Annotated in this window: 21 protein-coding genes; 4 read left to right on the top strand and 17 right to left on the bottom strand. The window is 38.7% G+C overall.

All coding sequences use genetic code 11. From position 1 onward, the window contains the following. The first annotated feature begins 122 nt into the window (after positions 1 to 122). On the top strand, positions 123 to 584 hold the full coding sequence (locus QDN89_RS17965; RefSeq protein WP_280771551.1) for a GNAT family N-acetyltransferase: 462 nt from the start codon (positions 123 to 125) through the stop codon (positions 582 to 584). Positions 585 to 1024: 440 nt separating this feature from the next. Here QDN89_RS17965 and QDN89_RS17960 read toward each other — a convergent pair whose 3' ends face one another. The 16 genes from QDN89_RS17960 to QDN89_RS17885 all read right to left on the bottom strand — a co-directional run bounded on the left by QDN89_RS17960 (position 1025) and on the right by QDN89_RS17885 (position 19437). Further along, entirely contained in the window at positions 1025 to 1921 is an 897-nt protein-coding gene (locus tag QDN89_RS17960) for a fructose bisphosphate aldolase (RefSeq protein WP_280771550.1), read from the bottom strand. 151 nt (positions 1922 to 2072) lie between these two features. Beyond that, positions 2073 to 3443, bottom strand: coding sequence for a UDP-N-acetylmuramoyl-tripeptide--D-alanyl-D-alanine ligase (locus QDN89_RS17955; RefSeq protein ID WP_280771549.1), 1371 nt, complete (start codon positions 3441 to 3443; stop codon positions 2073 to 2075). 153 nt (positions 3444 to 3596) lie between these two features. Beyond that, on the bottom strand, positions 3597 to 4694 hold the full coding sequence (locus QDN89_RS17950) for a D-alanine--D-alanine ligase (RefSeq protein WP_280771548.1): 1098 nt from the start codon (positions 4692 to 4694) through the stop codon (positions 3597 to 3599). A 413-nt stretch (positions 4695 to 5107) separates the two neighbouring features. Further along, positions 5108 to 5557 carry a pyridoxamine 5'-phosphate oxidase family protein gene (locus QDN89_RS17945; protein WP_280771547.1) on the bottom strand — a complete coding sequence of 150 codons (450 nt, stop codon included), beginning with the start codon at positions 5555 to 5557 and terminating at the stop codon, positions 5108 to 5110. Between the two features lie 427 nt (positions 5558 to 5984). After that, a complete protein-coding gene (locus tag QDN89_RS17940) occupies positions 5985 to 6800 on the bottom strand; it encodes a creatininase family protein (protein ID WP_280771546.1) in 816 nt (271 codons plus the stop codon). Positions 6801 to 6876: 76 nt separating this feature from the next. Continuing rightward, positions 6877 to 8382, bottom strand: a complete 1506-nt coding sequence (locus tag QDN89_RS17935) for a M81 family metallopeptidase (protein ID WP_280771545.1) — start codon at positions 8380 to 8382, stop codon at positions 6877 to 6879. A gap of 112 nt (positions 8383 to 8494) precedes the next feature. Then, positions 8495 to 9982, bottom strand: coding sequence for a tripartite tricarboxylate transporter permease (locus QDN89_RS17930; RefSeq protein ID WP_280771544.1), 1488 nt, complete (start codon positions 9980 to 9982; stop codon positions 8495 to 8497). A 28-nt stretch (positions 9983 to 10010) separates the two neighbouring features. Further along, positions 10011 to 10481, bottom strand: coding sequence for a tripartite tricarboxylate transporter TctB family protein (locus tag QDN89_RS17925; protein WP_280771543.1), 471 nt, complete (start codon positions 10479 to 10481; stop codon positions 10011 to 10013). Positions 10482 to 10525: 44 nt separating this feature from the next. Then, positions 10526 to 11587 carry a tripartite tricarboxylate transporter substrate binding protein gene (locus QDN89_RS17920; RefSeq protein WP_280771542.1) on the bottom strand — a complete coding sequence of 354 codons (1062 nt, stop codon included), beginning with the start codon at positions 11585 to 11587 and terminating at the stop codon, positions 10526 to 10528. Between the two features lie 53 nt (positions 11588 to 11640). Beyond that, a complete protein-coding gene (locus tag QDN89_RS17915; RefSeq protein WP_280771541.1) occupies positions 11641 to 13017 on the bottom strand; it encodes an aminotransferase family protein in 1377 nt (458 codons plus the stop codon). Positions 13018 to 13025: 8 nt separating this feature from the next. Continuing rightward, positions 13026 to 14225 (bottom strand): thiolase family protein, encoded by a 1200-nt coding sequence (locus QDN89_RS17910; protein ID WP_280771540.1) that lies wholly within the window; start codon positions 14223 to 14225, stop codon positions 13026 to 13028. A 33-nt stretch (positions 14226 to 14258) separates the two neighbouring features. Then, positions 14259 to 14906, bottom strand: a complete 648-nt coding sequence (locus tag QDN89_RS17905) for a 3-oxoacid CoA-transferase subunit B (RefSeq protein ID WP_280771539.1) — start codon at positions 14904 to 14906, stop codon at positions 14259 to 14261. 1 nt (position 14907) lies between these two features. Beyond that, the gene (locus tag QDN89_RS17900) at positions 14908 to 15564 is read right to left on the bottom strand and encodes a CoA transferase subunit A (protein WP_280771538.1); all 657 of its coding nucleotides are present in this window, start codon (positions 15562 to 15564) and stop codon (positions 14908 to 14910) included. A 149-nt stretch (positions 15565 to 15713) separates the two neighbouring features. Next, positions 15714 to 16037: a DUF3870 domain-containing protein gene (locus QDN89_RS17895; protein WP_280771537.1), complete on the bottom strand. Its 324-nt coding sequence runs from the start codon at positions 16035 to 16037 to the stop codon at positions 15714 to 15716. Positions 16038 to 16377: 340 nt separating this feature from the next. Beyond that, positions 16378 to 17382 carry an NAD(P)-dependent alcohol dehydrogenase gene (locus QDN89_RS17890; protein ID WP_280771536.1) on the bottom strand — a complete coding sequence of 335 codons (1005 nt, stop codon included), beginning with the start codon at positions 17380 to 17382 and terminating at the stop codon, positions 16378 to 16380. Between the two features lie 123 nt (positions 17383 to 17505). After that, positions 17506 to 19437, bottom strand: coding sequence for a fructose-1,6-bisphosphatase (locus tag QDN89_RS17885; RefSeq protein WP_280771535.1), 1932 nt, complete (start codon positions 19435 to 19437; stop codon positions 17506 to 17508). A 474-nt stretch (positions 19438 to 19911) separates the two neighbouring features. Here QDN89_RS17885 and QDN89_RS17880 point away from each other — a divergent pair, with 474 nt between their 5' ends. Together QDN89_RS17880 and QDN89_RS17875 are read left to right on the top strand one after the other, a co-directional pair. Then, a complete protein-coding gene (locus QDN89_RS17880) occupies positions 19912 to 20352 on the top strand; it encodes a YaiI/YqxD family protein (protein ID WP_280771534.1) in 441 nt (146 codons plus the stop codon). 258 nt (positions 20353 to 20610) lie between these two features. Next, on the top strand, positions 20611 to 21786 hold the full coding sequence (locus QDN89_RS17875; protein ID WP_280771533.1) for a DUF4317 domain-containing protein: 1176 nt from the start codon (positions 20611 to 20613) through the stop codon (positions 21784 to 21786). A 65-nt stretch (positions 21787 to 21851) separates the two neighbouring features. Here QDN89_RS17875 and QDN89_RS17870 read toward each other — a convergent pair whose 3' ends face one another. Continuing rightward, the gene (locus QDN89_RS17870) at positions 21852 to 24527 is read right to left on the bottom strand and encodes a YhgE/Pip domain-containing protein (RefSeq protein ID WP_280771532.1); all 2676 of its coding nucleotides are present in this window, start codon (positions 24525 to 24527) and stop codon (positions 21852 to 21854) included. 335 nt (positions 24528 to 24862) lie between these two features. Here QDN89_RS17870 and QDN89_RS17865 point away from each other — a divergent pair, with 335 nt between their 5' ends. Beyond that, positions 24863 to 25264 carry a DoxX family protein gene (locus QDN89_RS17865; protein WP_280771531.1) on the top strand — a complete coding sequence of 134 codons (402 nt, stop codon included), beginning with the start codon at positions 24863 to 24865 and terminating at the stop codon, positions 25262 to 25264. Positions 25265 to 25505: the final 241 nt, after the last annotated feature.

The following is a 25505-nucleotide window of genomic DNA, read 5'->3' as shown; positions in this document are numbered from 1 at the left end:
TGATAGCTTCAATTTTGGATGCTTTGATCGTTAAAGCTATAATAGGTGTTGGTGGCACCTACGTGATTCAGTTTTAAATGAGAAAACTCAACAAGGCAACCTTTCTGAATGGAGTGTATAAAATGAAAGATTTAAAAATTCACCCTGTAGATTCATCAAACTGGCGACAAGTAGTTTCTTTAAAAATGGATGAAAGCCAACAATCATTCATTGAGAGCAATGAAATTTCTCTGCTGGAATCGATATACGATACGAAAAATCATTGGACATGCTATGGCTTATTTTTCAAAGAGGAAGCTGTAGGCTTTATGATGATCGGGGCAGAAAACAAAGAAGAAAAGTACATTTGGTTGGACCGGTTTATGATTGACCGCGACCATCAAGGGAAAGGTTTAGGAAGCGCATTTATACCCGTTGTAAAAGAATATATATTCACTCGTTTTGATGTGAATGAAATTGTATTAAGTGTCACTAAAAATAACCTGAATGCGAAAACTTTTTATGAAAAGCACGGATTTAAAAACACCGGCCTCATCGATCAGGAATTTGATGAAGAGATTTTTTCTTATCATCAACTTAAATAGGTGCCTGCCCCTCATTGTCAATACAAACCGACGAACACGACTTGTAATGAATCAATTTTAAGAACACCAATTTGAAGTTATCTCCAACAATAACAATGATAACACCCCGAGGTTATCATCATAACTAATAATCTTTAGAGGTTATTGTAAGAAGAAAATAACTGTTATTCTCAGTGACCTTCTAAGAAGGCATTAATACTTCCCCTGCTAGGATCAATACCTCTGTAATAAGTTGAATTGAATTATCATGCATTTTAAAATCGCTAAAATGACTTTTTCAGCAGTCCCGGACGGTTCTCGTTCGGCAATAATTAAATATATCAGTGGAAGGCTCCTTAAAGAAAGCAACCTAAAGCAAAAAAAGACCTGAACGTTGGTCGAGACTCACGTTCAGGTCTTTTTATAAACTTACGGGCTAGTAGTAATTAGATGCTTTTTTGTTAGCTATGTTTATTTACAGATGCGTCATAAATCGATTCAACCGCTTCTTTTAATGCTGCATTAAATTCTTCATCAGACTGACGGACACTTAAGTTTTCGCTTAAAGCTCTAGAGAAACTTGCGATTAGTCCGTCGTTATCTTTTAGCTTTGCGTTTGCTTCGTCTCTTGCATATCCACCAGATAAAGCCACTACGCGAACAACTTTTGGATGATCGATAAGCTCTTTATAGAGATTCGGATTCGTGGGAATCGTTAGCTTCAACATCACAAGCTCATTCTCTTTTAGTTGATCAAGATGTTTGTTGATTTCTTGTTTTAGTATTTCTTCCGATTCCTCTTTATCGGCGCTATGAATATCTACTTCCGGCTCAATGATTGGCACAAGTCCTGCATCGATAATCTGTTTGCCGATTTCGAATTGCTGATCAACCACTTCTTTAATACCATCTTTGTTTGCCTCTTTAATCACAGAACGCATTTTTGTTCCGAACATACCACGCTGGTTGGCCCTTTCCAGTGTGTCGCTGAGATCATCGATGGGTTTCATCTTCTGAACACCATTAGAAAGATCGGCAAGTCCTTTATCTACTTTAAGGATTGGTGCAATTTCCTTTTTCTCTGCTAAGTACTCTCCGGTATATTTACCTTCGATTTGGCGATCCATTGTTTGCTCAAATAAAATGGCGCCGAGGATATGCTCCGAATCGAATGCTGGTGCAGTAATGATTCGCGTTCTCATCTCATGGACAAGATCAAACATTTCCGCTTCGGTGTTATACTCATTTTCTGTTACACCGTATGCAGCAAGCGCCTTAGGCGTACTTCCACCACTCTGGTCAAGTGCTGCAATAAACCCTTTTCCGTTCCTCATTCGTTCTAAATGTTTCTCCTGCATTCATCTCACTCCTTTAAAGTAGTTAGACTTCATTGCATTACTAATGATCAATCATGTCCATTGTAACATCTTAAAGGGAATAATTAGAATATTCGTTTATATATTGAGGAATGAGAACCGTCCCCATTCGGCACACTCATTCGGCACAAAATTATGCTAGTGCAGTGACAACTTCTTCTAATTTCATGCCGCGGGAGCCTTTCACTAAGACAATATCCCCGTCATCTACCGTATCCTTTAGTTTAGCGATCAACGCTTGTTTGTCATCGTATGCAAAAACTCGATTTTCGGAAAAATTCTCTTTTGCGCCTTCTGCAATGTTTCTACCCAGTTCACCAAACGTGAAAACATAATCGATTTTATTCGTGTCGATTCCTTTTCCAACTTCAAAGTGAAAAGCAACTTCCTTATCACCTAGTTCCAACATATCCCCTAAGACTACGATTTTTTTGTTATATTGCTTTAAGTCTTGAAGCAATTCAATCGCAGCTCGCATCGAAGTAGGGCTGGCATTATAGGCATCATTAATAAACGCCACGCCATCTTTTCCTTGGATCAATTCCGTTCGCATCCCTGTAATTTTGATTGTTTCTAACCCTTTTTTAATGTCCGGAATTGACACATTCAACTGTTGTGCAATGGCGATCGCAGAGAGGGCATTATTGATATTGTGTTTGCCGAGAACCGGAATAAAAAATTCCGTTGTTCCCCCTCTTTCTATCGTAAAATGGGTGCCGTCACTCTTTTGTTCGATTTGCATCGGATAATAGTCGTTCTTCTCTGTGCTACCAAAGGTCATGACATGAAAGGAAGTGTGTTCGACTTTTTCTGTTAATAGCGGCTCATCCCCATGGATCACGAGTGTCCCGTTTTCTCGCAGACCTGCTGTTATTTCAAATTTCGCTTCCGAAATGCCTTCCCGCGAACCTAAATCCTGTAGATGAGACTCGCCAATATTTGTGATGATCGCAGCCTCAGGTTTTGCAAGCTTAGAAAGAAGCTCGATTTCTCCTCTTCCACTCATTCCCATTTCCAACACAGCTATTTCCGTGTCTTCTTCTAACTGAAGAATCGTCAACGGCATTCCGATGTGGTTATTGTAATTCCCCACCGTTTTTTGAACTTTATACGTCGTTGAAAGTACAGAGGTGACCATATCCTTCGTCGTTGTTTTCCCGTTACTCCCAGTAATTGCGACGACTTTTGTTGGTAGACTCGCCAAATAATTTTTTGCTAAATCCTGCAATGCCAATAACGTGTCCTCCACATAGATCAGTGGGACATCGGCGGGAGGATTTGGCTGATCTTTTTGCCAAATCGCTCCAACTGCACCGTTTTCGACTGCTCCTGTCACAAAATCGTGGCCATTAAAGTTCTCGCCAACAATAGGAATATACAGATTTCCTTTTTGTATCGTTCTCGTATCTGTTGAAACACCTGAAATCTCCACAAGATTAGCCTCTGTGCCAACAGCTTCTCCGTTCACCCACACCGCAATATCTTTAAATGTCCTCTTTATCATCGTACTCGCTCCTTCGTGTCAAACGTGTTATTTCTCTTTTTGAAAAAATATAAGTAGTTGCTTTTCAGCTTGAACTCTCCACTTTACTTTCAGTTATCCTATGTAAAAGGAGGCTGACTCAAAACGGAGTCAACCTCATTCCTATTTTTAGCCTTAAAATGTGTGTTTAATCTTCTGTTTCTCCTCATGACGCTCTATGCCGAGTTCCACTAGTTTTTCTATCAGCTTCGTGTACGACAAGCCTGATTCCTGCCATAGCATCGGGAACATACTAAATGGTGTAAAGCCCGGCATCGTGTTCACTTCGTTCATGAGCACGTCTCCCTCTTTTGTTAAAAAGAAGTCAGCACGAACTAATCCGGAGCCATCAAGAGCTTTAAACGATTGAATCGCTACATTCTTTATTTCTTCATATTGTTCCTTCGTAATGTCAGCAGGGATAATAAGTCCAGTGCTGCCATCCTCATATTTCGCTTTGTAGTCATAAAAACCTGCTTTCGGAACGATTTCGCCCACAACAGAACATTCAGGATCATCATTACCTAAAACAGCGATTTCCAATTCTCGACCGTCGATGCCTTCTTCTATAATGATTTTTCGATCATATTCAAAGGCTTCTACAAAGGCTTTTTCTAAACTTTTTCGGTCCTCACATTTACTGATTCCAACACTTGAACCTAAGTTCGCCGGTTTAACAAAACAAGGATAGCCTAGATTTTTTTCAACGTTTTCGTAAGCCGCTTCGGCATCCTTTTCCCATTGACTTCGAATGTACCATACATATTGTGGCTGCTTAATGCCAGCCTGCTCATAAATGTTTTTCATCATGACTTTATCCATTCCGGCAGCAGACGCCAGAACTTCGTTACCAACATAAGGGATGTTCAACAGTTCTAATAACCCTTGCACTGTTCCATCTTCCCCATTCGGTCCATGAAGCAATGGGAAAACTACATCGAGCTTCTCATCCTTCGTTTGGCTTTCAGAATTTCCTGGAACTGGGAAGATTTCAGAATTTAACGCAACGGGAGAAATCTTTTCCCCTGCTTCTTTCAATTGAAGCTTCTTCACATCTTCCACTGGGCCTTCCAGTTGCGTTCCTCTGGCCCACTCCCCAGTTTCAGAAATATATATTGGATGGACTTCATATTTTGTTAAGTCTAAAGCTTTAATAACAGCTTTTGCAGTTTGTAATGATACGTTATGTTCAGCGGATTTCCCACCATATAACAATCCTAGTTTAATTTTCATAGTAACCCTCCATCTTTTTTTACCTCTATTATTGTACCATTTTCACATCCAAGGTAAATACTAATTTATCCTCATTTACCCCCTTACCACTTATTCGCCTATTTATAACTAATCTATGAATAACCAACCGAGAGGTGAATGAGTGGGGAATGGGGACGGTTCTTGTTCGGCAATGAGTGGGTGGATAAGTGAAAAAACTCTTAAATATAATGCGATCCGAAACCACATAAAAACGACCTGAACGTCGGTGATGATTGTGACGTTCAGGTCGTTTATGATAAATAAGCTCGCTAAATTTTTTGCAAAAGAAGGTAGTTCTCAAATTACACATAGATCTAATTGACTGAAAGGAAATAATTATTTGAGTTCTCCATACAGTTTAAATCCTTATATAAAAGCGATGATGTCGTCTTTTATGCTTCGTTTAATAAACTGTATATTTCAGAGTCCAGCTTTTCAGCGAGTTTTGGATCATATGTTTTTTCGTAGGTTGTTTCGGACGTGATTTTACCACCATAGAAAATAACATCTTTAACAGATTCTACTTCCACCGTAATCACGCGTAATTTCATCGTTTTCTCAATCACGTCGGAGACTGTCGCTTTCCCTTTAATAGAATAGCAACTCTCCGCTCCCGTTACACCAAGAACGATCTGTGGATTCTCTTGAATGTTTGTTGCAGAGTCTGCATTATGTCCCACTGCGAATTTAATTGTTTTGCCACCTGGGTGAGCGACTAACCAAGAAATAATGCTTAGTTCAGGTTCGTTTGTTTCTGCGTCTTTTGTTACGAGTGTGACGATTTTCTCTCCTTGAAGGGAGTCTACCAGTTCGTCATGAATTCTTTCTTCTGCTTTAGCCATCGGAATTCTCCTTTAAGAAAATAATTTCTATTTATTCGTTTCTTTCAACCAAATAAAATAGATCAAAACTCTAAGTACAATGCACGTGACATATTATACAGTTTATAAGGGGGAAAAATACAGGAATAACCATTATAAATTATTTTCTGGTAAACGAGTGATGAACGGGGACGGTTCTCACGCATCAATGTAATTAAATGGAAAATGCCACATGAGAACCGTCCCCATGTGGCACTGAGCATATTAGTGGTGAATGAGGATGGAAATATGTATTACTTCAACTTTAACAGTCAGAGAATTATGTCCTTTTGAATTAAACCTATTCGCATATCAACCACCTTTGAGCATAGTTGTAAAAAAACCCTAACCCATAGTATTTTAATGAAAGGTTAGGGATCATAAAATTCTAATTACAATATGGGTATTCTTATTTCTCCGGCATGACAGGTCCTATCGGCTTTCGTGGTTTTCGTTCTCTAAATTCATTCAGCAGTTCTGCTAATTCTGTTGCCGCTGCTTTGAAAATAATTTTTCCTTTATCTGCCGTAGAAGTTCTCGGATCCCCTCTTACACCTGATTCTGTCATTGTATGCCAAATTTCCATCATTTTGGCCGGATTGGCATAGCCTTCAGGGCGGCGTCCAAGAAGGTCATTCCAGAAATGAGGGCTAATGCTGTCCAGTCCGTCTGCCCTGGCTTTCTTCATATCTACACGGTCCGGATGCAGAAACATATAAACAGATGTTTCTAGATCACACCCGTGGCTTGTTGGTTCTTCAGACAATAGACCTGCTGCTGCATCACGTACTTTTTTTAGTTCCCACCAAGAGATGGAGGAACAAAGAGTGTCTGGAAAATCTACAATCGTATTACGGGCGACTAAATCAATCACAGGTCTATTACTTCCATGACCGTTCACTAGAATAATATGCCTGAATCCGTGCTGAGCAAGGCTTGCTGTCACAGCTCTACCAAATTCAATTAACACATTTGAAGGAATATCAATCGTACCTGGAAAGCCCATGTGATGCGACTCAAATCCAAATGGAATAGCGGGTAAGACGACATCCATTCCTGTCTGTTTAGCTGCTTCTCTGCAAATATTCGTAGCAATTTCTGTATCTACATCCAAAGGCAAATGATGACCGTGTTCTTCTGTTGCCCCTAGAGGAACGATCGCAACACTATTGTTTTTATCCATTTCAGCCACATCTGGCCATTTTAGATGCGCATATTCTGCCATTAGTTGATTCCTCCCTTTTGATTGTAAATTAACATTCTTAAAAATTTACAAGTACTCTATGCAAACCTTCACTTTTCTATTTAGTCGTTAATTCAAACTGATAAGGGACAGTTCTATTCAGTGGCCAGATCGGTACAGGAATATGCTTATAGTTAAAAACACTTAAGTCGTTTGACGCCAATCCTGGTGCGTCGACATAAAGGATCTTTCCGACCAAATCTTCGAAAGACGACCGGAAATGATTTTTCACTTTCATTCCAAGTACATTTTTCTCTGTTGGTTCTATTCCGATATGCCTAAACAATTCAGGGTCATTGGCTGATAGTGCCCTTCCGGTAAGTAAAATATCCATTCCTTTTACACGAATATGTGCAGCTCCATTCGTTTGAACGAGGACTCCTGTATTCATAGGGCCTTTGTTTCGAAACTTCCCTTCGGTTAACCTAATGATGTCAGCCTGAACGGATAAAGGTTCTCCAAATTCAGGACTTTCCTTTCCTCCAAGTTCAAGCTGAACTGTGGCTCCTTCCCCTGAATACATGCACCTACTAAGGGATTCCTCATCATAAAAAGCACCGAATAAAACATTTTTTATATCTGCTTCTAACATTTTTTTCAAAAGGCCGGTCGTATCGCCCGTTCCTCCACTAAGAGGATTATCTGAGATATCCGCAAGAACAATCGGTTTGTCACCATTGTATGATAATGCTTCTTTAACTGCATCATCGATACTTGGAAGGTGAACAATAAACCTGTCTTTAAATTCCCATACTTTTTCAGCGAGTTCTTTACTGGTTCGTTCGGTTTTTGTTGGATCGGTTCCAGTGACTAGGATGCTAACACCAGCTTCAGGAATATCTGAGTAAGGAAAACCTCCAAATACAGTAGCCCCTATGATATCTGAATCTTCTTCTTTCTGTTTGGCTAATTCCACTAAATCATGCATAGGGCCTTCTGCCGTTCGCATATTTATACTCGGGAGCATTATAGGTAACTTAATAAAAGAAGCCACATATTTTTCAGACGTAATGATTCCACTCCAAAGTGTTTCCGCCGCTTTGCAGCCTTGTTCATACATATCGACGTGCGGATATGTTTTAAATCCGAAATGAAGGGGCGTGTAGGAAATCATCTCTGAACTCAGGTTCGCATGCATGTCTAGAGTCGTAGCAATAGGGATGTCATAACCTATCACACTCCGAATTTTCTTAAGCATTTCCGTTTCCGGATCAGAAAGATGTTCTACAACCATTGCACCATGTAGCGCGATAAGGAGTCCGTCCAGTTTTTCAGATTGCCTTAACGCTGAGATCATTTCTTCCTTTATCGTCTCGTAGGCGTCTTTCGTGACTTGACCTGAAGGGATCGCTGCCGCACAAACTAGCGGAATGATTTCAGCATCCTTATCACGAAGAATGTCGATAAAACCTCCTACTTCGGTTTTTGTGCCTGCATACGCTTCTATAATCTCATCACCTTTATGAAATCCTTCATTTATAAAATCATTAAGGTTTGTCATACTAGGACTGAATGTATGTGATTCATGATAAAAAAATGCAATTCCGATTCTTAATGAACTCATGTTAACCCCCTATCTATGATAAATGCGTAAAACGTTGACATACATCGAACTTGACCATCGAATTAGAAATAAGCAGATAATTAATAACATGTCTTACAACTAATCTCCCCCTCTACTTCTGTTTTTCAACCGTTCTTTTCTTTTTAAAAATGGGGTATAAAATAGATAATGCAGCCACAACGAGTAGCAATAATGATAGAGGTCTAGTTACAAATGGGAGAACTTCACCACCTGTCACCATTAATCCGAGTCGCCAGTTCTGTTCAATAATTGGTCCTAAAATATACCCTAGTATGAGTGGTGCAAGATCAAATTTATTTAAAATTAAAATGTATCCTATCAAACCAAAAATGATTAACACCCACAAGTCAAAAATACGATTATTAGCTGAGAATGTTCCAACCATAGACATGACGATAATAATTGGTAGTAAAATATGTTTTGGCACCTGAATAATTCTCGCGAAATATCTCATCAACCCGCTTTGAATAATGAACATTAAGATCGTGGCAAAAAGTAATCCAATGAAAATAGACCCAACAATTTCTGCGTTGTTGCTAAATAACATTGGACCGGGTTGCAGTCCATGGATAAGCAAACCACCTAGTATTACAGCTGTTACCATGTCCCCTGGTATCCCTAATGTCATTAAAGGAATTAACGCCCCTCCGGTAACGGCATTATTTGAAGATTCAGAAGCAATAACACCTTCATCATGCCCTGTTCCGAATTTCTCCGGTGTTTTCGATGCTTTACGTGCACGATCATACGACAGAAATGAAGCGATACTACCTCCCGCGCCTGGAAGAATCCCTATCCAAGTACCAATAAAGGAAGATCTGATTAAATTGCCAATCGAACTTTTAATTATTTTTAAGGAAGGGAAAATATTGTATTTTTTGTCTAATTTAATGGTTGCGGTCGACTTATCTGTTGAATTGACGTCCATAAAAAAACGTGAAATAGCAAAGAAACCTAGTAATGTTGGTAATAAACTGAATCCACCTTCTAGTTGTGCGAAACCGAAAGTAAAACGAGGGGTAGCCACTACTGGATCTTGTCCAAACATTGTAATAAAAACACCTATACATGCAGCAATGAGTCCTTTTAACATATTCTCACTGGAGACACTGACGACGATTGTTAAGCCGAAAATACCTAAAGCGAAATACTCCCAAGGACCAAACATCAATGCCACTTCTGCTAGTAAAGGAGATATAAAAGTCAACAGGATCATACTAATGATCCCACCGACTAGTGAAGCAAACACCCCTAACGATAACGCATGATTTGCTTTCCCCTGCTGTGCCATCGGATAACCGTCAAAAGTTGTGACGATCGAAGCTCCTGTTCCCGGTATACCAATTAATGTCGCCGAAATCATCCCACCCGAAGTTGCGCCTACATACATCCCTAATAACGCAGCTAGACCATTTACGGGGCCAAGTCCAAATGTAAACGGAAGCAGTAAAGCAATGCCTAATGAGGCTGTCAATCCAGGGATAGCACCGAAAAAAATACCTAAAAACACGCTCCCTGCAATGATTAGTATCGTATATATATTAAAAGTTTGTTCCAGTCCTATCCATAGAAACTCCATTTTTTCACCCCCATTTTCCTCCTACATATTAAAAGATGATACCTGTCGGCAAAAAGACATTGAGTAATTTCGCAAAAATAAAATAAGTAGTTGCTGTGATGAGAGATGAAACAATAAATATATAGGTTTTCTTTAATTTCACTTCTGAGCTAAGAACGGATATGGTTGTAATTAAGAAAAGCAATGTTGTAAGAAGATAGCCGAGGACATCCAGCATAAAAATATAACCAAGTGATGCAATAAGCATGTAGAAGACTTTTTTGTACTCACCAAGGGATTTCAAAAATCCCTTGTGAGTACCTTTCTCCTCTTTCCTACGGCTTTTAAAAAACAGAATAATGCTTAATGAAGCTAAAATGATCGCCCACATTTGTGGAAAAAAGGATGGTCCCGAAATCCCTGATCCTAATGAATTTTCCGGTATGGCGAAACTCATCATAAACATGAAGACACTGAATAGAAATAATACAATTGACAGTGTTTTATCAGAATTATTCATATGACCTCCTCATGCTCGTTGTCGTATTATTTCGTTTATAAATCTTAGTCTCTAATCAATTCCCCTACTGGTTCAATCATAGAATCCAATTCTTCTAACTCAGCCTCAAACTCATCTGCTGACAGGAAGTCTACTTCCGTCACCAATCCATTCATAAGATCTATGAACTCTTGTTTTTCAGCGACTGCTTCAAGTTCCGTATTTAGCTTATCAATCACATGATCAGGTGTGTCTTTCGGAGCAAAAATACCATTTCTGTGATTCAGAACAAAGTCGATATCCATTTCTGTAAATGTTGGAACGTCTGGTAATTGGGCTGATCTTTCATCACCTGTTGATGCAAGCATGATGAATTCACCTTCTTGGATGAAATCATAAAATTCCGAAACAAACCCGGCCATAACATCCACGTGGCCACCTGCTAGGGCTGCTCTTGAATCTGCGGAACCATCAAACGGCACATAATTTACTTCGATTCCTGCTGAATTAGCAAAGATAGCACTAATAATATGGGCGCCTCCTCCAATTCCCGGAACCCCGATGGATAGCTGGCCTTGATTCTCCTCTGCATATGTGATTAAATCTTCAGCAGTCTCCCAATCTGAATTTGCACTAACGACAATTCCACCGCTTTGTGAAACCATTGATGCAACTGGCTTTAATTCCTGCCATATTTTTGTATCAAACAAACCCGTATGATAACCTGAAACTGCAGCAGTTACGGAGTGCAAAAGTAATGTTTGTCCATCAGGATCAGCATTAACCACTTCCATTGTTCCAATAGAACCGCCACTTCCTTCAATATTTGATATAACCATTGCCTCTCCCAAATCAATGTACTCACTTATCGCTCTTCCAACAGTATCCGTTCCACCACCAGCTGAATAAGGAACTACTAACTGTACTGATTTTTCCGGATAATCAGAAGTTTCCTCCTTTTCTTGAGCATTATTGCCGCTGTTTTCTTGTTCAGAGTTTTGACTATTTTCTACCTGCTCATTATTTTCTGCAGCTGCATCATCATTATTAGTATTACATCCAGCAAGTAACAACCCTATGACAGAAAGAACAATTGTTAGTAACATCAAGCTCTTTTTTAGATTCATAAAATAAACACTCCTTTAGTTTTTGTGAAAATCATAATCCTTGTACACTGAAATCAGCTTAACAAGCCATCCTCATTTTCTGTTTTTTCTAAATAATCGAAATATTCATCGCAAGTTTTCTCAATAATTTTTATCAGTTCATCTATTTCTTCTGTCGTGATTGTTAAAGGGGGGCCTAATAATATATGGTCAAACTTCTCCCCATTAATCTCGCCTTGTCCTGGATATAAAACGGCACCATTCTTTATGGAAATTTTATTAAACACCTCTGCTGCTTGAAAATCGGATTCAAATGCAACGTTTTGCTTTTTATCTTTGACAATTTCAAAACCTATTAGTAACCCTTTACCTCTCAATTCACCAATAAAGTTGTATTTGTGCTTTAGTCCTGCCATTCTATCCATCAGATAGATCCCTTGAGTTTTTGATTTATTTACCAAATCATGATTCAAAACGTAGTCGATATTTGCCTTTCCTGCTGCAAGTGATAAAGGGTGACCGCTAAACGTAAAACCATGTGCGAACTTTCCATTCCATTCATTTTTAATAGTTTCTGCAATTGCATCGTTTACTATCATTCCACCTAAAGGAAGATACGCACTCGAGACACCCTTAGCAAATGTGATAATATCGGGTACAACATCCCAATGGTTAACGGCAAATATCTCACCTGTTCTTCCAAAACCAGTCATTACTTCATCAGCAATCATAAGAATGTCGTATTTCGAGCATAACTCACGAATGCCTCTCAAATAATTATCTGGTGGAACGAGAGCAGCAATTTGACTTCCGACAATCGGCTCTAAAATGAAGCAGCTTATCGTATCAGGTCCTTCGTGTATAATTGTTTCTTCTATCCTTCTCAAACGGTCTTTACCAAAGGACTTGTCGTCTCTTTCCTTATCATCTTCGATTAATCTTGAATATGGCGGAAATTCGTGAATGATTCCGTCGTGCAAATCAGATTTATATAATTTTCTTCTTTTGTTGTCACCGCCTGCAGACAGTGTCCACATTGTATTTCCATGATAACTGTTCCAATGACTTAGTATTTTCGTTTTCTTTTGATTTCCACGCCCGACATGACATTGTCTTGCTAATTTTAATGCACTTTCATTTGCTTCCGCTCCTCCCGATGTAAAATATACAGTGTCTAAAGTTTCCGGAGCTAACTTTGCAATCAACTCAGACAAATCAGACTGAATTTGCGTTTCAAATCTCATCGTATGAACGAATGAAACTTTTTCTGCTTGCTCTACGATCGCATCAATGATTTCCTTTCTTCCGTGACCAATATTCACTGCAACTGCTCCTGAGCTTGCATCAATATATTTTTTTCCAGTGTTATCAATTAAATAGATACCTTCAGCTTTTTCAATTAACGGATAATCTTTGTTAAAATCTCTGTGAAAGACATGATCTTTTTTCACTTATTTCTTCACCTACTCTTTACGTACTTTTCGATGACAGTGGCAATACCTTGTCCACCCGCAATACATAGTGTTGCAAGGCCATAACGGCTTCCACTCTTCTGCATCTCATGAATAAGCGTGACAAGGATTCTCGTCCCTGAGCTACCGAGTGGGTGTCCAAGTGAAATCGCCCCCCCATTGACATTCACATGTCTCGGATGATCGAGCCCCCATTCTTTTAATACAGCGAGACTTTGTGCTGCAAAGGCTTCATTCAATTCAATAATATCCATATCTTTCAGTTCTAATCCGGCCTTTTTCAATGCTTTTTTTGTTGCTGGAACAGGTCCTAAACCCATTTCTTTTGGGTGGACACCGGCTGATGCAATAGACCTAATTTGAGCCATTGGTTCCAATCCCAGTTCAAGCGCTCTCTTCTCTGTCATCATAAGTAAAGTTGCCGCTCCATCGTTTCTTCCAGAAGCATTTCCCGCTGTAACCGTGCCATTTTCTTTAAAAACAGGTTTCAGCTTGGCCAACTTTTCGAGAGTTACTTCCCTTGGATGTTCATCGGCTGCGAATAACCTTGAGCTATGTTTCCTTTCCTTCACTTCAACTGGTATAATTTCATTCGTGAATTTTTCATCTTCAATCGCTTTTTTTGCCTTTTGCTGGCTCATATATGCGAATTCATCCTGCTCTTCTCTCGTAATTTTATATTTTTCTGCCAAAAATTCAGCAGTCTCTCCCATATTAAATTTGCCAAACAATGTTTCGGGTTGTGAGTTAACCTGACTTTCGGTATTGCTGTCAAAGAGTGTGACATTTCCCGTTTGTGGCAAAAACCTGTTATTTGCCATGTAAAAAGGGGCTCGCGACATACTTTCCACACCACCAGCGATCATGATTTCTGAATGACCGGTTTCTATGGACATCCATGCGTTAAAGATGGCCTGCATTCCCGAACCACACTGCATTTGCACCGTATGGGCCGGCGTTGTTACCGGTATACCTGAAGCAAGACTCGCTACTCTAGCGATGTTAGCCGCTTCCGCACTCTGTTTTGTCTGTCCAATAATGACTTCATCGACACTTTTGGGTGATAAACCCGCACTTGCAAAATGGTTGTTAAACAATGTTTCCAATAGTTCTTCTGGCTTCTTCTCTGCTAGAGAGCCACCGTATTTTCCAATTCCTGTCCGAAATGCATTAACTATAACGACCATATACTCACCTCTCTTTCTATAAACTTTGTTGTGTCAGGTACTTTTCAACTTTTCATCGATATAAAAAGCTCCTTCTGTCTTTTCTTTCACTTCCTGCATGCTGCTGTTTGGAAATATTTCTGACAAAACCAAACCATTGTCGGTTACTTTAAACACGGCGAGATCCGTAATAATAAGATCTGCTTTTCTCAATGACGTCAAAGGATACTTGTTTTGTTTTACGATTTTCGGCTGACCATCTTTCGTCGTATGTGTAATCGTAATAAAGATTTTTTTGGATCCTTCAAGCAGGTCCATCGCACCTCCCACTCCCAATACCGGCTTTCCTGGAACAGCCCAATTTGAAATTTGTCCTGTTTCATCTACTTCCAATGCACCTAAAATGGATACATCAACATGACCACCTCGTATCATCGCAAAGGAGGAGGCACTGTCGAAATAAGAAGCTCCTTCTTTCACTGTAACTGGTTTTTTCCCAGCATTTATTATGTTCTCATCAATCTTGTCGTCTTCTGGAGTTGGTCCTACTCCTAGGATGCCATTTTCTGAATGAAGGAACACATCTAGATCAGCCGGGATGAAATTAGGAACGAGCGTTGGAATACCAATTCCAGCATTTACGATATCCCCGTCTTTCAACTCTTCGGCAACTCTTGCAGCAATGACCTCTTTTGAATTCATCTCAATCACCTCCTGCTAAAACTAAATAGTCTACAAATAAATGCGGTGTTACAATTTCTTCTGGAGATAAATCACCTACTTCAACAATTTCATCTACCTCAGCTATGACCAGATCAGCTGCTGTAGCCATAATCGGGTTGAAGTTCCTAGCTGATTTTAAGTAAATCAGATTTCCGAATCGATCGGCTTTATGAGCTTTTATCAATGCTACATTAGCCCGAATCGATTCTTGGAATAAGTACGGTTCTCCTTTTATATAACGAACTTCTTCCCCTTCAGCTATCTTTGTTCCATAACCAGTTTTCACATAAAAACCGCCAATTCCAGCTCCGCCTGCGCGAATAGATTCTGCCAATGTTCCTTGTGGCATCAGATCAATGTCTAATTCTTTGTTTTGATAGGCACTGACCACATCCGGATTAGATGTAAAGAACGATCCAATTCCTTTGTGCACCTTCTTCTGCAGAACTAATCGACCTAATCCTTTTCCCGGTTCTCCTAAATTATTGCTTATAATAGTCAGGTCTTTAAGAGAAGTATCTTCCATCCCTTTAATTAATTTCAAGGGACAGCCAACCAATCCAAATCCTCCAACCATAAGCGTGTCACCGGATTTGATCATTGAAACAGCTTTTGTCATTACAATCGTCTTGTCCATATATTCACCTCCAAATCACAATAAAAAACCTAGCTAAAGTAGCAGACTGGACAGAAAAGTAGCTTTTCTGCATTCATCCGACTATCTAGCTAGGTTCCAATGAGACGATAGAGAGAGTTTGTCTCCCTACTTCACTTTAACCTATCCTATTATTGTTCTTTTACGTAATCCCAGTAACGTTGAACAGCTGACTGAAGGGCAACTATCATAGCCTGCTGGGATGGTGCGAAATAGTGTTTCTTAATCTTTTCGATTAATGGATCCAACCCTTCCTGAAGATCATATCCTTCCAGCAATTTTTTGAAAAATTCACTGGTCAAATCCGCAATGAAGGTAAAATCCACCTTCTCAATCGTATGATTGAAATAGTTGATTTCCAATACAATACCTGCGTGCTTATACACTTCATACATCGAAGTGCCCTGTGGTGCTCGCGCGTACCCTGTAACTAAAACAGTATTTAAGTTTCGCATAATCAATTCCTACTTTTCACTATTTCTGATTATTAGTATATAGCGCTTTTTATACGCTTGTCAATATAGTTTTTTAAATATTCTATTATTTCTGACAGGAAATTTATTCTATGTAAAACCTATTTGCAAAATGAGGAAGGTTCTTAAAGGGATCAATCGGAAGTCTTGATATTTAAAATCGACCGGCCCGTGATTGTAACTCATATTGGTGATTCAATAAATAATCTTATTTCCATACTCATTTTTTCCATTTAATGTCTACAATATACTTAAGTTTTAGATAGCTAACGGGAAGGTAATGAAAAATGCCGAATGAGAACCGTCCCCCATTCGGCAACATTTATTTGTGACCCTTCACAGTTATGACTACGTGTCCTTTTTGGTTCCCCGATTCGACATATCGATGAGCGTCGGCTGTTTGTTCCAAGGGAAAGCGTCTATCAATGACTGATTTGATTTTTCCTTTCTCTATAAGTTCTTTAACAGTCATTAAATCTTCCATACGACCTGATGCAATCGCACAGACTACTTTTTTACTGCTTCTTATGTTCGTAACTAGCATTTGTAGAAGATCTTTCATCTTAAAGCTGGCTAAAAGATAGCGTCCGTTTGGTTCGAGCAAGTTTTTACATACAGAAAATGAGCTTTTACCTAAAATATCAAATATTAGGTCGTACGTTTCCCCGTTTACGGTAAAATCTTCTTTATGATAATCAATGACACGATCGGCTCCGAGCGACTTAACGAATGCTAGCCTAGATGTTCCACATACACCGGTTACTTCTGCCCCCTCATGCTTTGCAATCTGAACCGCCGCTGATCCTAATCCACCTGAAGCACCAATAATTAAAACTTTTTGTCCTCGTTTAATCTTACCTTTTCGAAGCAAAGACCATGACATCATCGCACCATAAGGAGTTACAGCTGCTTCCTCATCAGTCATATTTATAGGCTTTATCGCCAGTACCCCTTTGTTAGAAACACATATATACTCGGCATAAGCACCCATGTTTTGGCCGAGATACCCAAAAGTTTGGTCACCTTTCTTAAATGAGGTAACATCTTTTCCAACGGATTCAATTTCTCCTGCAAACTCACTACCTAATATCTTTATCTTCGGCTTTCGAAATCCAAAAAAGATCTTAGCAAAAAACCAGAAAAGAAAAGGCATATTAAATTCCTTAGGAGAGACTCCTTTGAAATTCCGAGCGACGAGATCCCCATATTTAACAGAAGTTGCAGACACTCTTATGAGGACTTCGTCGTCTTTTGGAACAGGTTTTTCAACCTCTGATAGTTTTAAAACGTCGGGCGGTCCAAATTCGGTAGATGTAATCGCTCTCATACAGTTCCTCCTCCTAGGTGGATAGGTGCAAAGGGATATTTTGAAAACTTAATCCAATCAAGTTCAAGTCATTTTATGTGGCAAAATCTCCTCCAATCGATTACTTTAAATTCTGCATTGTTTTCATTTTATATAGCGATATTCCATCAAATTATTTAACATAGTAACTTCTTGTTTTAATTTCTCTCCTACATTCGTTTCTTGAATCTTTTTTCTTACTAGTTCTTTATCTACCAATCTTTTTACCGATAACACGTCTGTTCCATTTAGCAGAACATCTTCTTTGGAATGAAAAAGTTTATGGGCGACAAGTTGCATCCCGTAGGAATTATATAATAACGTGTATCCGGCAATACCTGTATCTGATTGATAAGCCTTGGAAAAGCTTCCATCAATGACGATCATCTTTCCATTTGCTTTCACTGGATTTTCTCCACTTATCTCTTTCACTGGCGTATGGCCATTGATGATATGTCCTTGATCTGGATTAAGATCAAATTCTTTTAGGATTTGACGGCAAATCTCTTCCTTTTCACGAAGATAGTAATATGGATTCTTTTTCTCAACATGAGCTTCCTTATCTTTAATGAAATACCTTTCAAAAGTGGTCATTTCCCTTTTTCCAAAGAGGGATGAATATTCTCCTGTCCATAAATACCAGACCATATCTGTTGCAAGGTCATCTGTCTCTTCTGGATGTGCAAAAGCATCTCGTAAATAATGTTCAAAAATATCAAATAAATCACGACCGGCATAGGTTTTATTTTCAATCGTCATTTTTTCCATCTTTCCATTTTCATCAATAGGAATACAGCCATGGATTAATAAGTTTCCGTTATATTTTAAATAAAGATTACCTTTCTTCATAAGAAACTTCATATGTCTGGCGAGCTTTTCCGAATGCTGGACAGAGAATAATAGTTTATCGATGACTTCCCTTTCTTCCGCTAATAGTTGATCGGGTTGATTCGGATTGACCGTTGCAAAACATGTATTTTCTAGTGGGTATGTTTTTCCATGAATCGTTATTTGTTTCTTATCATGATCAATTTTTTCAAGCAATAGCCTTTCTGACATATTAAAATAAGGACGTCTCTTGATGATCGGCATTTCCAGTTTGAACTGGATCATGGCAATCGCTTGATGAATTTTTGAAATCTGTGTTTTTTCATTATCAGGTAATTGGTCATTAGAAGAACTCTTTGGCATAAATACAGGATTGCTTTCATAGTATTTTTCCGCAAGGTTGAGGAGTGGTCTAAGGTTTATCCCATACACATCTTCAATAATGTCTAAATTATCGTATCTGGCACAGATTCGAATAATATTTGCTAAACAAACCTTTGATCCAGCAAAGGCACCTATCCATAGGACATCGTGATTTCCCCATTGGATATCAACAGAATGATAATTAATGAGTGCGTCCATGATTTTATCTGGTTCGGGTCCGCGGTCATAAATATCTCCTACGACATGAAGATGGTCAACAACCAACCTTTGTGTCGTGTAAGCAAGACCGACAATGAGTTTATCAGCCTGTCCGAGGGTAATAATTTGCTGGATAATTTTTTCGTAATATTGTTTCTTATTTGTAAACTCTTCTGTTTTGTATAATAGTTCTTCGACAATATAAACAAACTGAGTAGGCAATGCCCGACGTAATTTCGAGCGAGTGTATTTGAAGGAAGCAAAGGATATGAGCTTAATCAAATGCTCAATGGTTTCACCGTACCAGTTGTTTAATTCTTGGTCATTGGTAAAATTATTCTTTATTAGCTGCAGTTTCTCTTCTGGATAATAAACTAATGTCGCTAATTCAACGATTTCTTTTTCAGAGAATTCATCTTTGAAAAGGTCTTTAATTTTTTCTTTTACATTCCCTGAACCATTTCTTAAAACATGTTGAAAGGCTTGGTATTCCCCATGTAAATCACTTACAAAATGTTCTGTCCCCTTTGGTAAATTAAGGATAGCTTCAAGCTTAATAATTTCGGTTACGACTTTTTCCTCACTATCATATTTTTGAGCCAGTAAATCTAACAGTTTTGTGTCCAAAATGATAGAATCCCCTTTCTGGATCAAGCTTTTTTATCGGTATCACCTACAACTTTAGATATCGTCTTTTTGTCTGAAAGTTGCGGTAATTCCCTTTATTATCTTCATATTACCACAAATGGAAGTGGAAAATGGATGTGAATTGAGTGTCAGTTGGAGACGCTTTCACGCATTAATGTAATTATATGGATTAAATGGAATGATGAATGAGAACCGTCCCCATTAACCACTTGTTGAAACATTTAGACAATCATCTCTTCGTTTTATACAATAGTGGTTAAGTACTTAACTATTTAGAAGAACAAGATATCGTTAGAATAGTAAACTCCGAACATTCATCGATATGTTGGTGGATAGTGAATTAGGAGTATTCATAACGTTTGTATAAAAGTGAAGTAAGATGAGATCCAAAAATAATCAAAGACAATGAAGGTAACAGTAGTTATTTTTTGCAACGAAGTTAGGAGAATGGTTATGAAAATTTATGTAGATGCAGATGCATGTCCCGTGAAAGATATTGCTGTAGCGGTCGCAAAAGAGGTAGAAATTCCACTTATTCTTGTGAAAAGTTATGCTCATTTTTCCATTGCTGATGAACCTGAAGGGGTGAAGACGGTTTATGTTGATACGGGAGCTGAGGCTGCTGATTATAAAATTATGCAAATGGCGCAAAAAGACGATATTATCATTACGCAAGACTATGGCCTCGCATCTCTTGGGTTGGCTAAAGGGTGCCAAGTTGTTCATCATAAGGGCTTCGCTTATACGAGTGAAAATATCGATCAACTTCTCGATTCAAGGTACATGAGTGCGATGGCAAGAAAAAGCGGTCAGCGCACAAAAGGTCCAAAAGCTTTTACACAAGAGGAAAGAGCCACATTCGAAAAGCTTTTAAGAGAGGTAGTTCTGAAGTAAAACGTAGACGGATCTCGTTCGTCAATAACGTTAGATGATAGTCCCGCATGGGAACCGTCCCCACGCGGCATTTTCACTAGTCAAAAAAGTTCTGCTATTAAAATGATAATCAATCGAATCATTATGTTAAAATAGAAGGATCGTTCAAAAAGTGGAGAGGAAATCAAAAGAAACGTGATTCCCTCTCCATTTTGTCATGCTAGCCTTAGATTACACCCAAATCAAAACGATCAGAACAGCTTAGGAGTGGGAATAGAAATGAACAAAAAAGATATTGCACACATTAAAAGACAGTTTAAAGTAAATAATGAATTACTAAAAATCAATGAAATATTCAATGTATATATTATGAAGGAATCAAGTGACATTTATCATCATCAAAGTCAATACTTTGACATGCTTGATCAAGATCAACAAGAGTTATTTATGAATAACTTCAAAAAATTACTTGGTGGTCAGATGGATGAGAAATTGTTTGAATTAAAGTTTCAGCGAGAAGCGGCTAATAGCAGTCAGCTTATTTTACATCAAGGGTTATTAAGTAGTGATGTGGACGCCTGGAAGGAAAATATGCTGCAGATCGTTGAAAAAATGCTAAAAAACAAACAATATGAGATGGATGTTGTAATTACATTCATTCGCGGGGAATATTATAAACCAATGAAACGCCGTAGTGAAGAGTCTGAGGAAAGTGACCGTGATACCGTCTATTCTAGCCCGTTCATTTTATGCAGTATTAATAGCACGCAGGATCCAAAAAAAGAATTATTGTTTGACTATGTGGAAAAAGAATTCAAATACAATTTTGTTGTGGACCCGATTATCAATCTCAACGCCCCTATCGGAGGATTTCTATTTCCTTCTTTCACCGATAATATGGCTGATGTGAACTACATTCTATATTCTGCTGCGAAAGCAAATGAACCTGATCACCAATTTATAGAAGATGTATTAAATGGCGAGGAAACGATGACGGCACAGGACGATAAAATTGTTTTTGAGGAAATCGTGAAAGACGTGACTGGAAATCAACTAAACACGTCTACCCTCTCCAATGTCTATGAAGAAATCAATCGGGTCATGGAAGAAAGCGAAGAGGAAGACGCACCAAAATTAGACTACAAAGACGTCGAACAAGTGTTAAAAGTGAGCGGAATCAAAGATATTGATACGGAAAAGGTGGAATCTGCTTACCAAAAAGTGATCCAGGACGAAAAATATGAAATAAAGGCTAGTAGTATCGTTCCAAAGTATAAATCAAAATCGATTAAAATCGATACAAAAGTAGCTAAAATTTCCATAAGCCCTCAAGATTTAAGCTATGTGAGACAAGTGAATTTTAGCGGCAAGCGGTACTTAATGATTGAGGTGGAAGAAGATACGATCATTGATGGATTCACGATGATCCCAGAAGCTTTTGGTGGCGATGAATGAAAAACGGGGACGGTTCTCGTGCATCAATGATGCATGAGAACCGTCCCCATTCGGCATTCGGCGTTCTATTCTACTAACCGACTTGATTTTGATTTTTCTAGTGTTTTTTCGATTTTTGCCTGTAGTCGTGGTTTTAATAATAATCCAATCGCAAGGGTGAGTAACCAAAATCCGGTAAGTGCTATGACATTTTTCCAAGCAACCGCAACAATCACTCCTCCAACAGCTTCTCGTAACAAGTTAATCGCATATGTGAAAGGCAGGTAAGGATTTATTTGTTGAAAGAAAGACGGTGCTACTTCTATTGGAAACATCCCTCCACCTCCAGATAATTGGAGCACGAGTAGAATGATCGCTATTGCTTTTCCGATATTGCCTAGAATCGATGCAAGTGTGTAGACCATTGTCATAAAGATTAATGCAATGATGACACTAAATAAGATATACATGAGTGGATTTGCCGCGTATACACCTAACAACGTCAGGTTTCCGATGCTGACGATTAATCCTTGTAGAAGCGCGATAATTAGAAACAAAATCATTCTACCTAAGTAAATATCTCGCAAGGAATAATACGGTCTTTTGTCAGCGCTGTGTAAGTTTGTACTGATTAAGTTCGATAACAGCAACGCCCCTACCCACAGACTTAACGTTGTATAAAAAGGAGCGTTAGCAGACCCGTAGTTCGGAATTGGGAATAACTTCTCCTCCGACAATTGCACTGGATTACTAAAGAATTCACTCTCTTCATCAAGGTCATTTCGCAGGACCTTAATGGCCTCGTTCAATTGATCATCTTCTTCTAACTCACGAACAAGATCGGATGCATCTTCCAAATTCTCTTCCATCTCTGGAAAATCATTGCGAATAAATAAAGCTAATTCATTGATTGACTCTTCCACTTGAGGAAGGTTGTCCTCCAAAATTTCTGAAAGCCGCAAATATTCTTCTTCCATTCCAGGTAAATCTTCTCGAATAATGTCCGAAACTTGATAGACTCGTTCTTCTATGACAGGAAAATCCTCTCGAATAAAGTCACTTAGCTTTTCTACCCCTTCGATGACAACTGGAAGCCCGTTTTCGATTTTTGCCGCTGCTTCATTGATCTGCGCTTCCACTTCTGGCATCCTCTTGATCCATTCGGAAATATTTTCTTCGCCATTTACGGTAATCTCCTCTGCATTGATTAACACATCTTCTATCGTATGCAGTGTTTCATAACTTTCTTCAAACGAATCACTGGCGTTATCTAGTTGCTGTTGAATTTCGGCGATACTTTTTTCGATTCGTTCCTCGCCTTCATTGGATAAAAATTGAGATAAACCTTTCGTCCGTTGTTCCGCTGCTTGCGTTGTTTTTCGAAGAGAGGAAATTTGTTCCGAATCAGGTACTTCCCCCGCTTCAAGCTGTTCGAGTGCATGCTGAACTTCGACTTGCAGCGTTTCTAACGTTTCTTTCGCTTCTTCTAGTTGTGCAATGACTTCAACAAGACTTTCATCTTCTGCTATATCGTTCAACAAAATGTACATTTCGATTGCTTCGTCAATCATATCTAAATGAGACGTTAATTGGTTGTTTAATTCGTTTAATGTTTCTTCTACTTCTTCTTTTTCTCCTTTCTCGATCATTTCGAGAATTTGATCGATGGCAGCTACTGTTTGATTTGCAAACAGTACTTGCTGTGTCAACGTGTCTAAAACAGGCTTAGCTGCTCCATCTGCATCATCGATAAATATCTGAAGTGCTTCCATGTATTCTTCGATCGATTCTGCTCTTTCTTCCATATCTGGAAGAACTTCTTGCGCATTTTGGATCGTTGATAGAGCCATTTGCGTGCCGTCTAAAGCTTCTTCAAGAAGAACAGAAATGTCACTAAATCGATCACTGATGACAAGCATTTCTTCCACCGAATCTTCCATCGTAGGGATAGTCTGTTCTAGCTCTAAAACATCGTCACCTAACGCTGCAATTTCAGGCATCCGTTTTTCTAAGATGAGAATTTGTTCTGTGCCTTCTTTAAACTCCGGAATGACTTCTTCTACTGCCAAAAACTGATTTGCATGACCTTCGATACGATTCCAATTCTCTTCTATCGTAAGGATACCATCAGCAAACTCGTTCACTTCAGGTAACAGATTTTCCAAATCATAGATCACTTGCTTCATCCTTCGAAACGTCGGTAACTCTTCTTCTAGTTTTAAACCAAGTCTATCGAATTCTTGAAACAATGTTTTTGTCGTTTCAGCGATAAATTCCTCGTTCATATTAGTGACAATGGCGGAAGCACCAGCGTCCGTCATTTTTGGGGCGATGGCATTCACTTTTTCATTCACTTGATAATGAATTTCCGCAGCCTGTGGTTCCCCCGAAACAACACTGGCTAATTCTTCTGAAAACGTTTCATCAATATAGACACTAGCATAATAGTCTCCATATTCCACGCCTTTCTCTGCTTCTTCTCTCGTTACAAAAGTCCAGCCAAAATCGTCGTTGTTACTGAGATTTTCTTCTAGCTGTTCCCCAACATTCAAATAATCCCCATCGAGCTCTGCACCTATATCTTCATTGACTACCGCTACGTCAATCCCCTGTGTATTCGAATAAGGATCCCATGACGCACTAAGATTAAACCAAGCATAAAGGGACGGCAAAATAGCTAACCCTATTAATAAAACTCCGACGAGCGGTACTCGCTTAATGTTACGTAAATCTTGTTGACATATTTCCCGTACATTTTTCATTTACTTCCTCCACCAATATCAAAGATTAACAATTTTTCCGTTCATGTATTTGAACACTTTTGTATTCTGACATAGTAATATGAACATAAAATGAACAAAGTAAAATGACAATGAGGTGAAGAATGGTGAAGAATGGGGACGGTTCTTATGCATCATTGTCATCGTAATGACTGGTAATGACGCGCAAGAACCGTCCCTGTGTTTCATTCGGCACTGTTTTAAATTAATTTTATAGAGCATACTAACAGATATACACTTTCAAGCAAATTAGACAGTGATAGATTAAGTGCTTGATTTTAGATTTTAGGATGTTTTTAAGGTAGGAGGAAAAATAAATGAAAAAAGGTGAAATAGGTTTATTTCTGATACGAATTGTGGTGGGTATGACTTTTTTGTTGCATGGATTAGATAAATATCAAAGTGGTCTTGGTAATGTTGCTGATTATTTTGCAAGTCTTGGTCTGCCTGGATATTTAGCGTACATCATTGCTGTTATTGAGTTTATTGGTGGTATTGCATTGATTGTTGGGTATGGAACGAGAGTTGTCGGCGTTGTTTTTGCAATCGTCATGTTAGGGGCGATTATAACGGTCAAACTACCTGAAGGATTTATCGGTGGTTACGAATTAGATGCGCTTTTACTGGCTACTTCTATTCATCTAGCTATAAGTGGCAGTTCTTTTTTGTCGCTAGAACAATATATCATCAATTCAAGAAAATCAATGTTCAGTGCTTAAGGAGTAAAGTGAGTTTCTTGGAAGTTTAGGGTTCATCACGATGTAAAGTGGTGAAGCTGTTTAAAGGATGAATTCGGTTTTCTACTAAATAAAAACGACCTGCCCCCATTAAGATGGTTAAACTGGACCCTATAAAACAGACACGGATAAAAAACTACTTATCCGTAAGTTTTATAGGGTTCTTTGTCGTATACTTATTTTATAATGATTATAATCGGGAGTTGATAATATGGGGGGGCAT

The sequence above is a fragment of the Salipaludibacillus daqingensis genome (genome assembly GCF_029891575.1).
Classification (GTDB): Bacteria; Bacillota; Bacilli; order Bacillales; family Salisediminibacteriaceae; genus Salipaludibacillus; species Salipaludibacillus daqingensis.
The sequence above is the reverse complement of the archived record's forward strand: the minus strand, read 5'-3'. Positions and strand labels throughout refer to the sequence as shown.

What these genes read in the sequence shown, in the direction of transcription:
- QDN89_RS17965 (WP_280771551.1), top strand. Translation starts at nt 123, where the DNA reads ATGAAAGATTTAAAAATTCACCCTGTAGATTCATCAAACTGGCGACAA.
- QDN89_RS17960 (WP_280771550.1), bottom strand. Translation starts at nt 1,921, where the DNA reads ATGCAGGAGAAACATTTAGAACGAATGAGGAACGGAAAAGGGTTTATT.
- QDN89_RS17955 (WP_280771549.1), bottom strand. Translation starts at nt 3,443, where the DNA reads ATGATAAAGAGGACATTTAAAGATATTGCGGTGTGGGTGAACGGAGAA.
- QDN89_RS17950 (WP_280771548.1), bottom strand. Translation starts at nt 4,694, where the DNA reads ATGAAAATTAAACTAGGATTGTTATATGGTGGGAAATCCGCTGAACAT.
- QDN89_RS17945 (WP_280771547.1), bottom strand. Translation starts at nt 5,557, where the DNA reads ATGGCTAAAGCAGAAGAAAGAATTCATGACGAACTGGTAGACTCCCTT.
- QDN89_RS17940 (WP_280771546.1), bottom strand. Translation starts at nt 6,800, where the DNA reads ATGGCAGAATATGCGCATCTAAAATGGCCAGATGTGGCTGAAATGGAT.
- QDN89_RS17935 (WP_280771545.1), bottom strand. Translation starts at nt 8,382, where the DNA reads ATGAGTTCATTAAGAATCGGAATTGCATTTTTTTATCATGAATCACAT.
- QDN89_RS17930 (WP_280771544.1), bottom strand. Translation starts at nt 9,982, where the DNA reads ATGGAGTTTCTATGGATAGGACTGGAACAAACTTTTAATATATATACG.
- QDN89_RS17925 (WP_280771543.1), bottom strand. Translation starts at nt 10,481, where the DNA reads ATGAATAATTCTGATAAAACACTGTCAATTGTATTATTTCTATTCAGT.
- QDN89_RS17920 (WP_280771542.1), bottom strand. Translation starts at nt 11,587, where the DNA reads ATGAATCTAAAAAAGAGCTTGATGTTACTAACAATTGTTCTTTCTGTC.
- QDN89_RS17910 (WP_280771540.1), bottom strand. Translation starts at nt 14,225, where the DNA reads ATGGTCGTTATAGTTAATGCATTTCGGACAGGAATTGGAAAATACGGT.
- QDN89_RS17905 (WP_280771539.1), bottom strand. Translation starts at nt 14,906, where the DNA reads ATGAATTCAAAAGAGGTCATTGCTGCAAGAGTTGCCGAAGAGTTGAAA.
- QDN89_RS17900 (WP_280771538.1), bottom strand. Translation starts at nt 15,564, where the DNA reads ATGGACAAGACGATTGTAATGACAAAAGCTGTTTCAATGATCAAATCC.
- QDN89_RS17895 (WP_280771537.1), bottom strand. Translation starts at nt 16,037, where the DNA reads ATGCGAAACTTAAATACTGTTTTAGTTACAGGGTACGCGCGAGCACCA.
- QDN89_RS17890 (WP_280771536.1), bottom strand. Translation starts at nt 17,382, where the DNA reads ATGAGAGCGATTACATCTACCGAATTTGGACCGCCCGACGTTTTAAAA.
- QDN89_RS17880 (WP_280771534.1), top strand. Translation starts at nt 19,912, where the DNA reads ATGAAAATTTATGTAGATGCAGATGCATGTCCCGTGAAAGATATTGCT.
- QDN89_RS17875 (WP_280771533.1), top strand. Translation starts at nt 20,611, where the DNA reads ATGAACAAAAAAGATATTGCACACATTAAAAGACAGTTTAAAGTAAAT.
- QDN89_RS17870 (WP_280771532.1), bottom strand. Translation starts at nt 24,527, where the DNA reads ATGAAAAATGTACGGGAAATATGTCAACAAGATTTACGTAACATTAAG.
- QDN89_RS17865 (WP_280771531.1), top strand. Translation starts at nt 24,863, where the DNA reads ATGAAAAAAGGTGAAATAGGTTTATTTCTGATACGAATTGTGGTGGGT.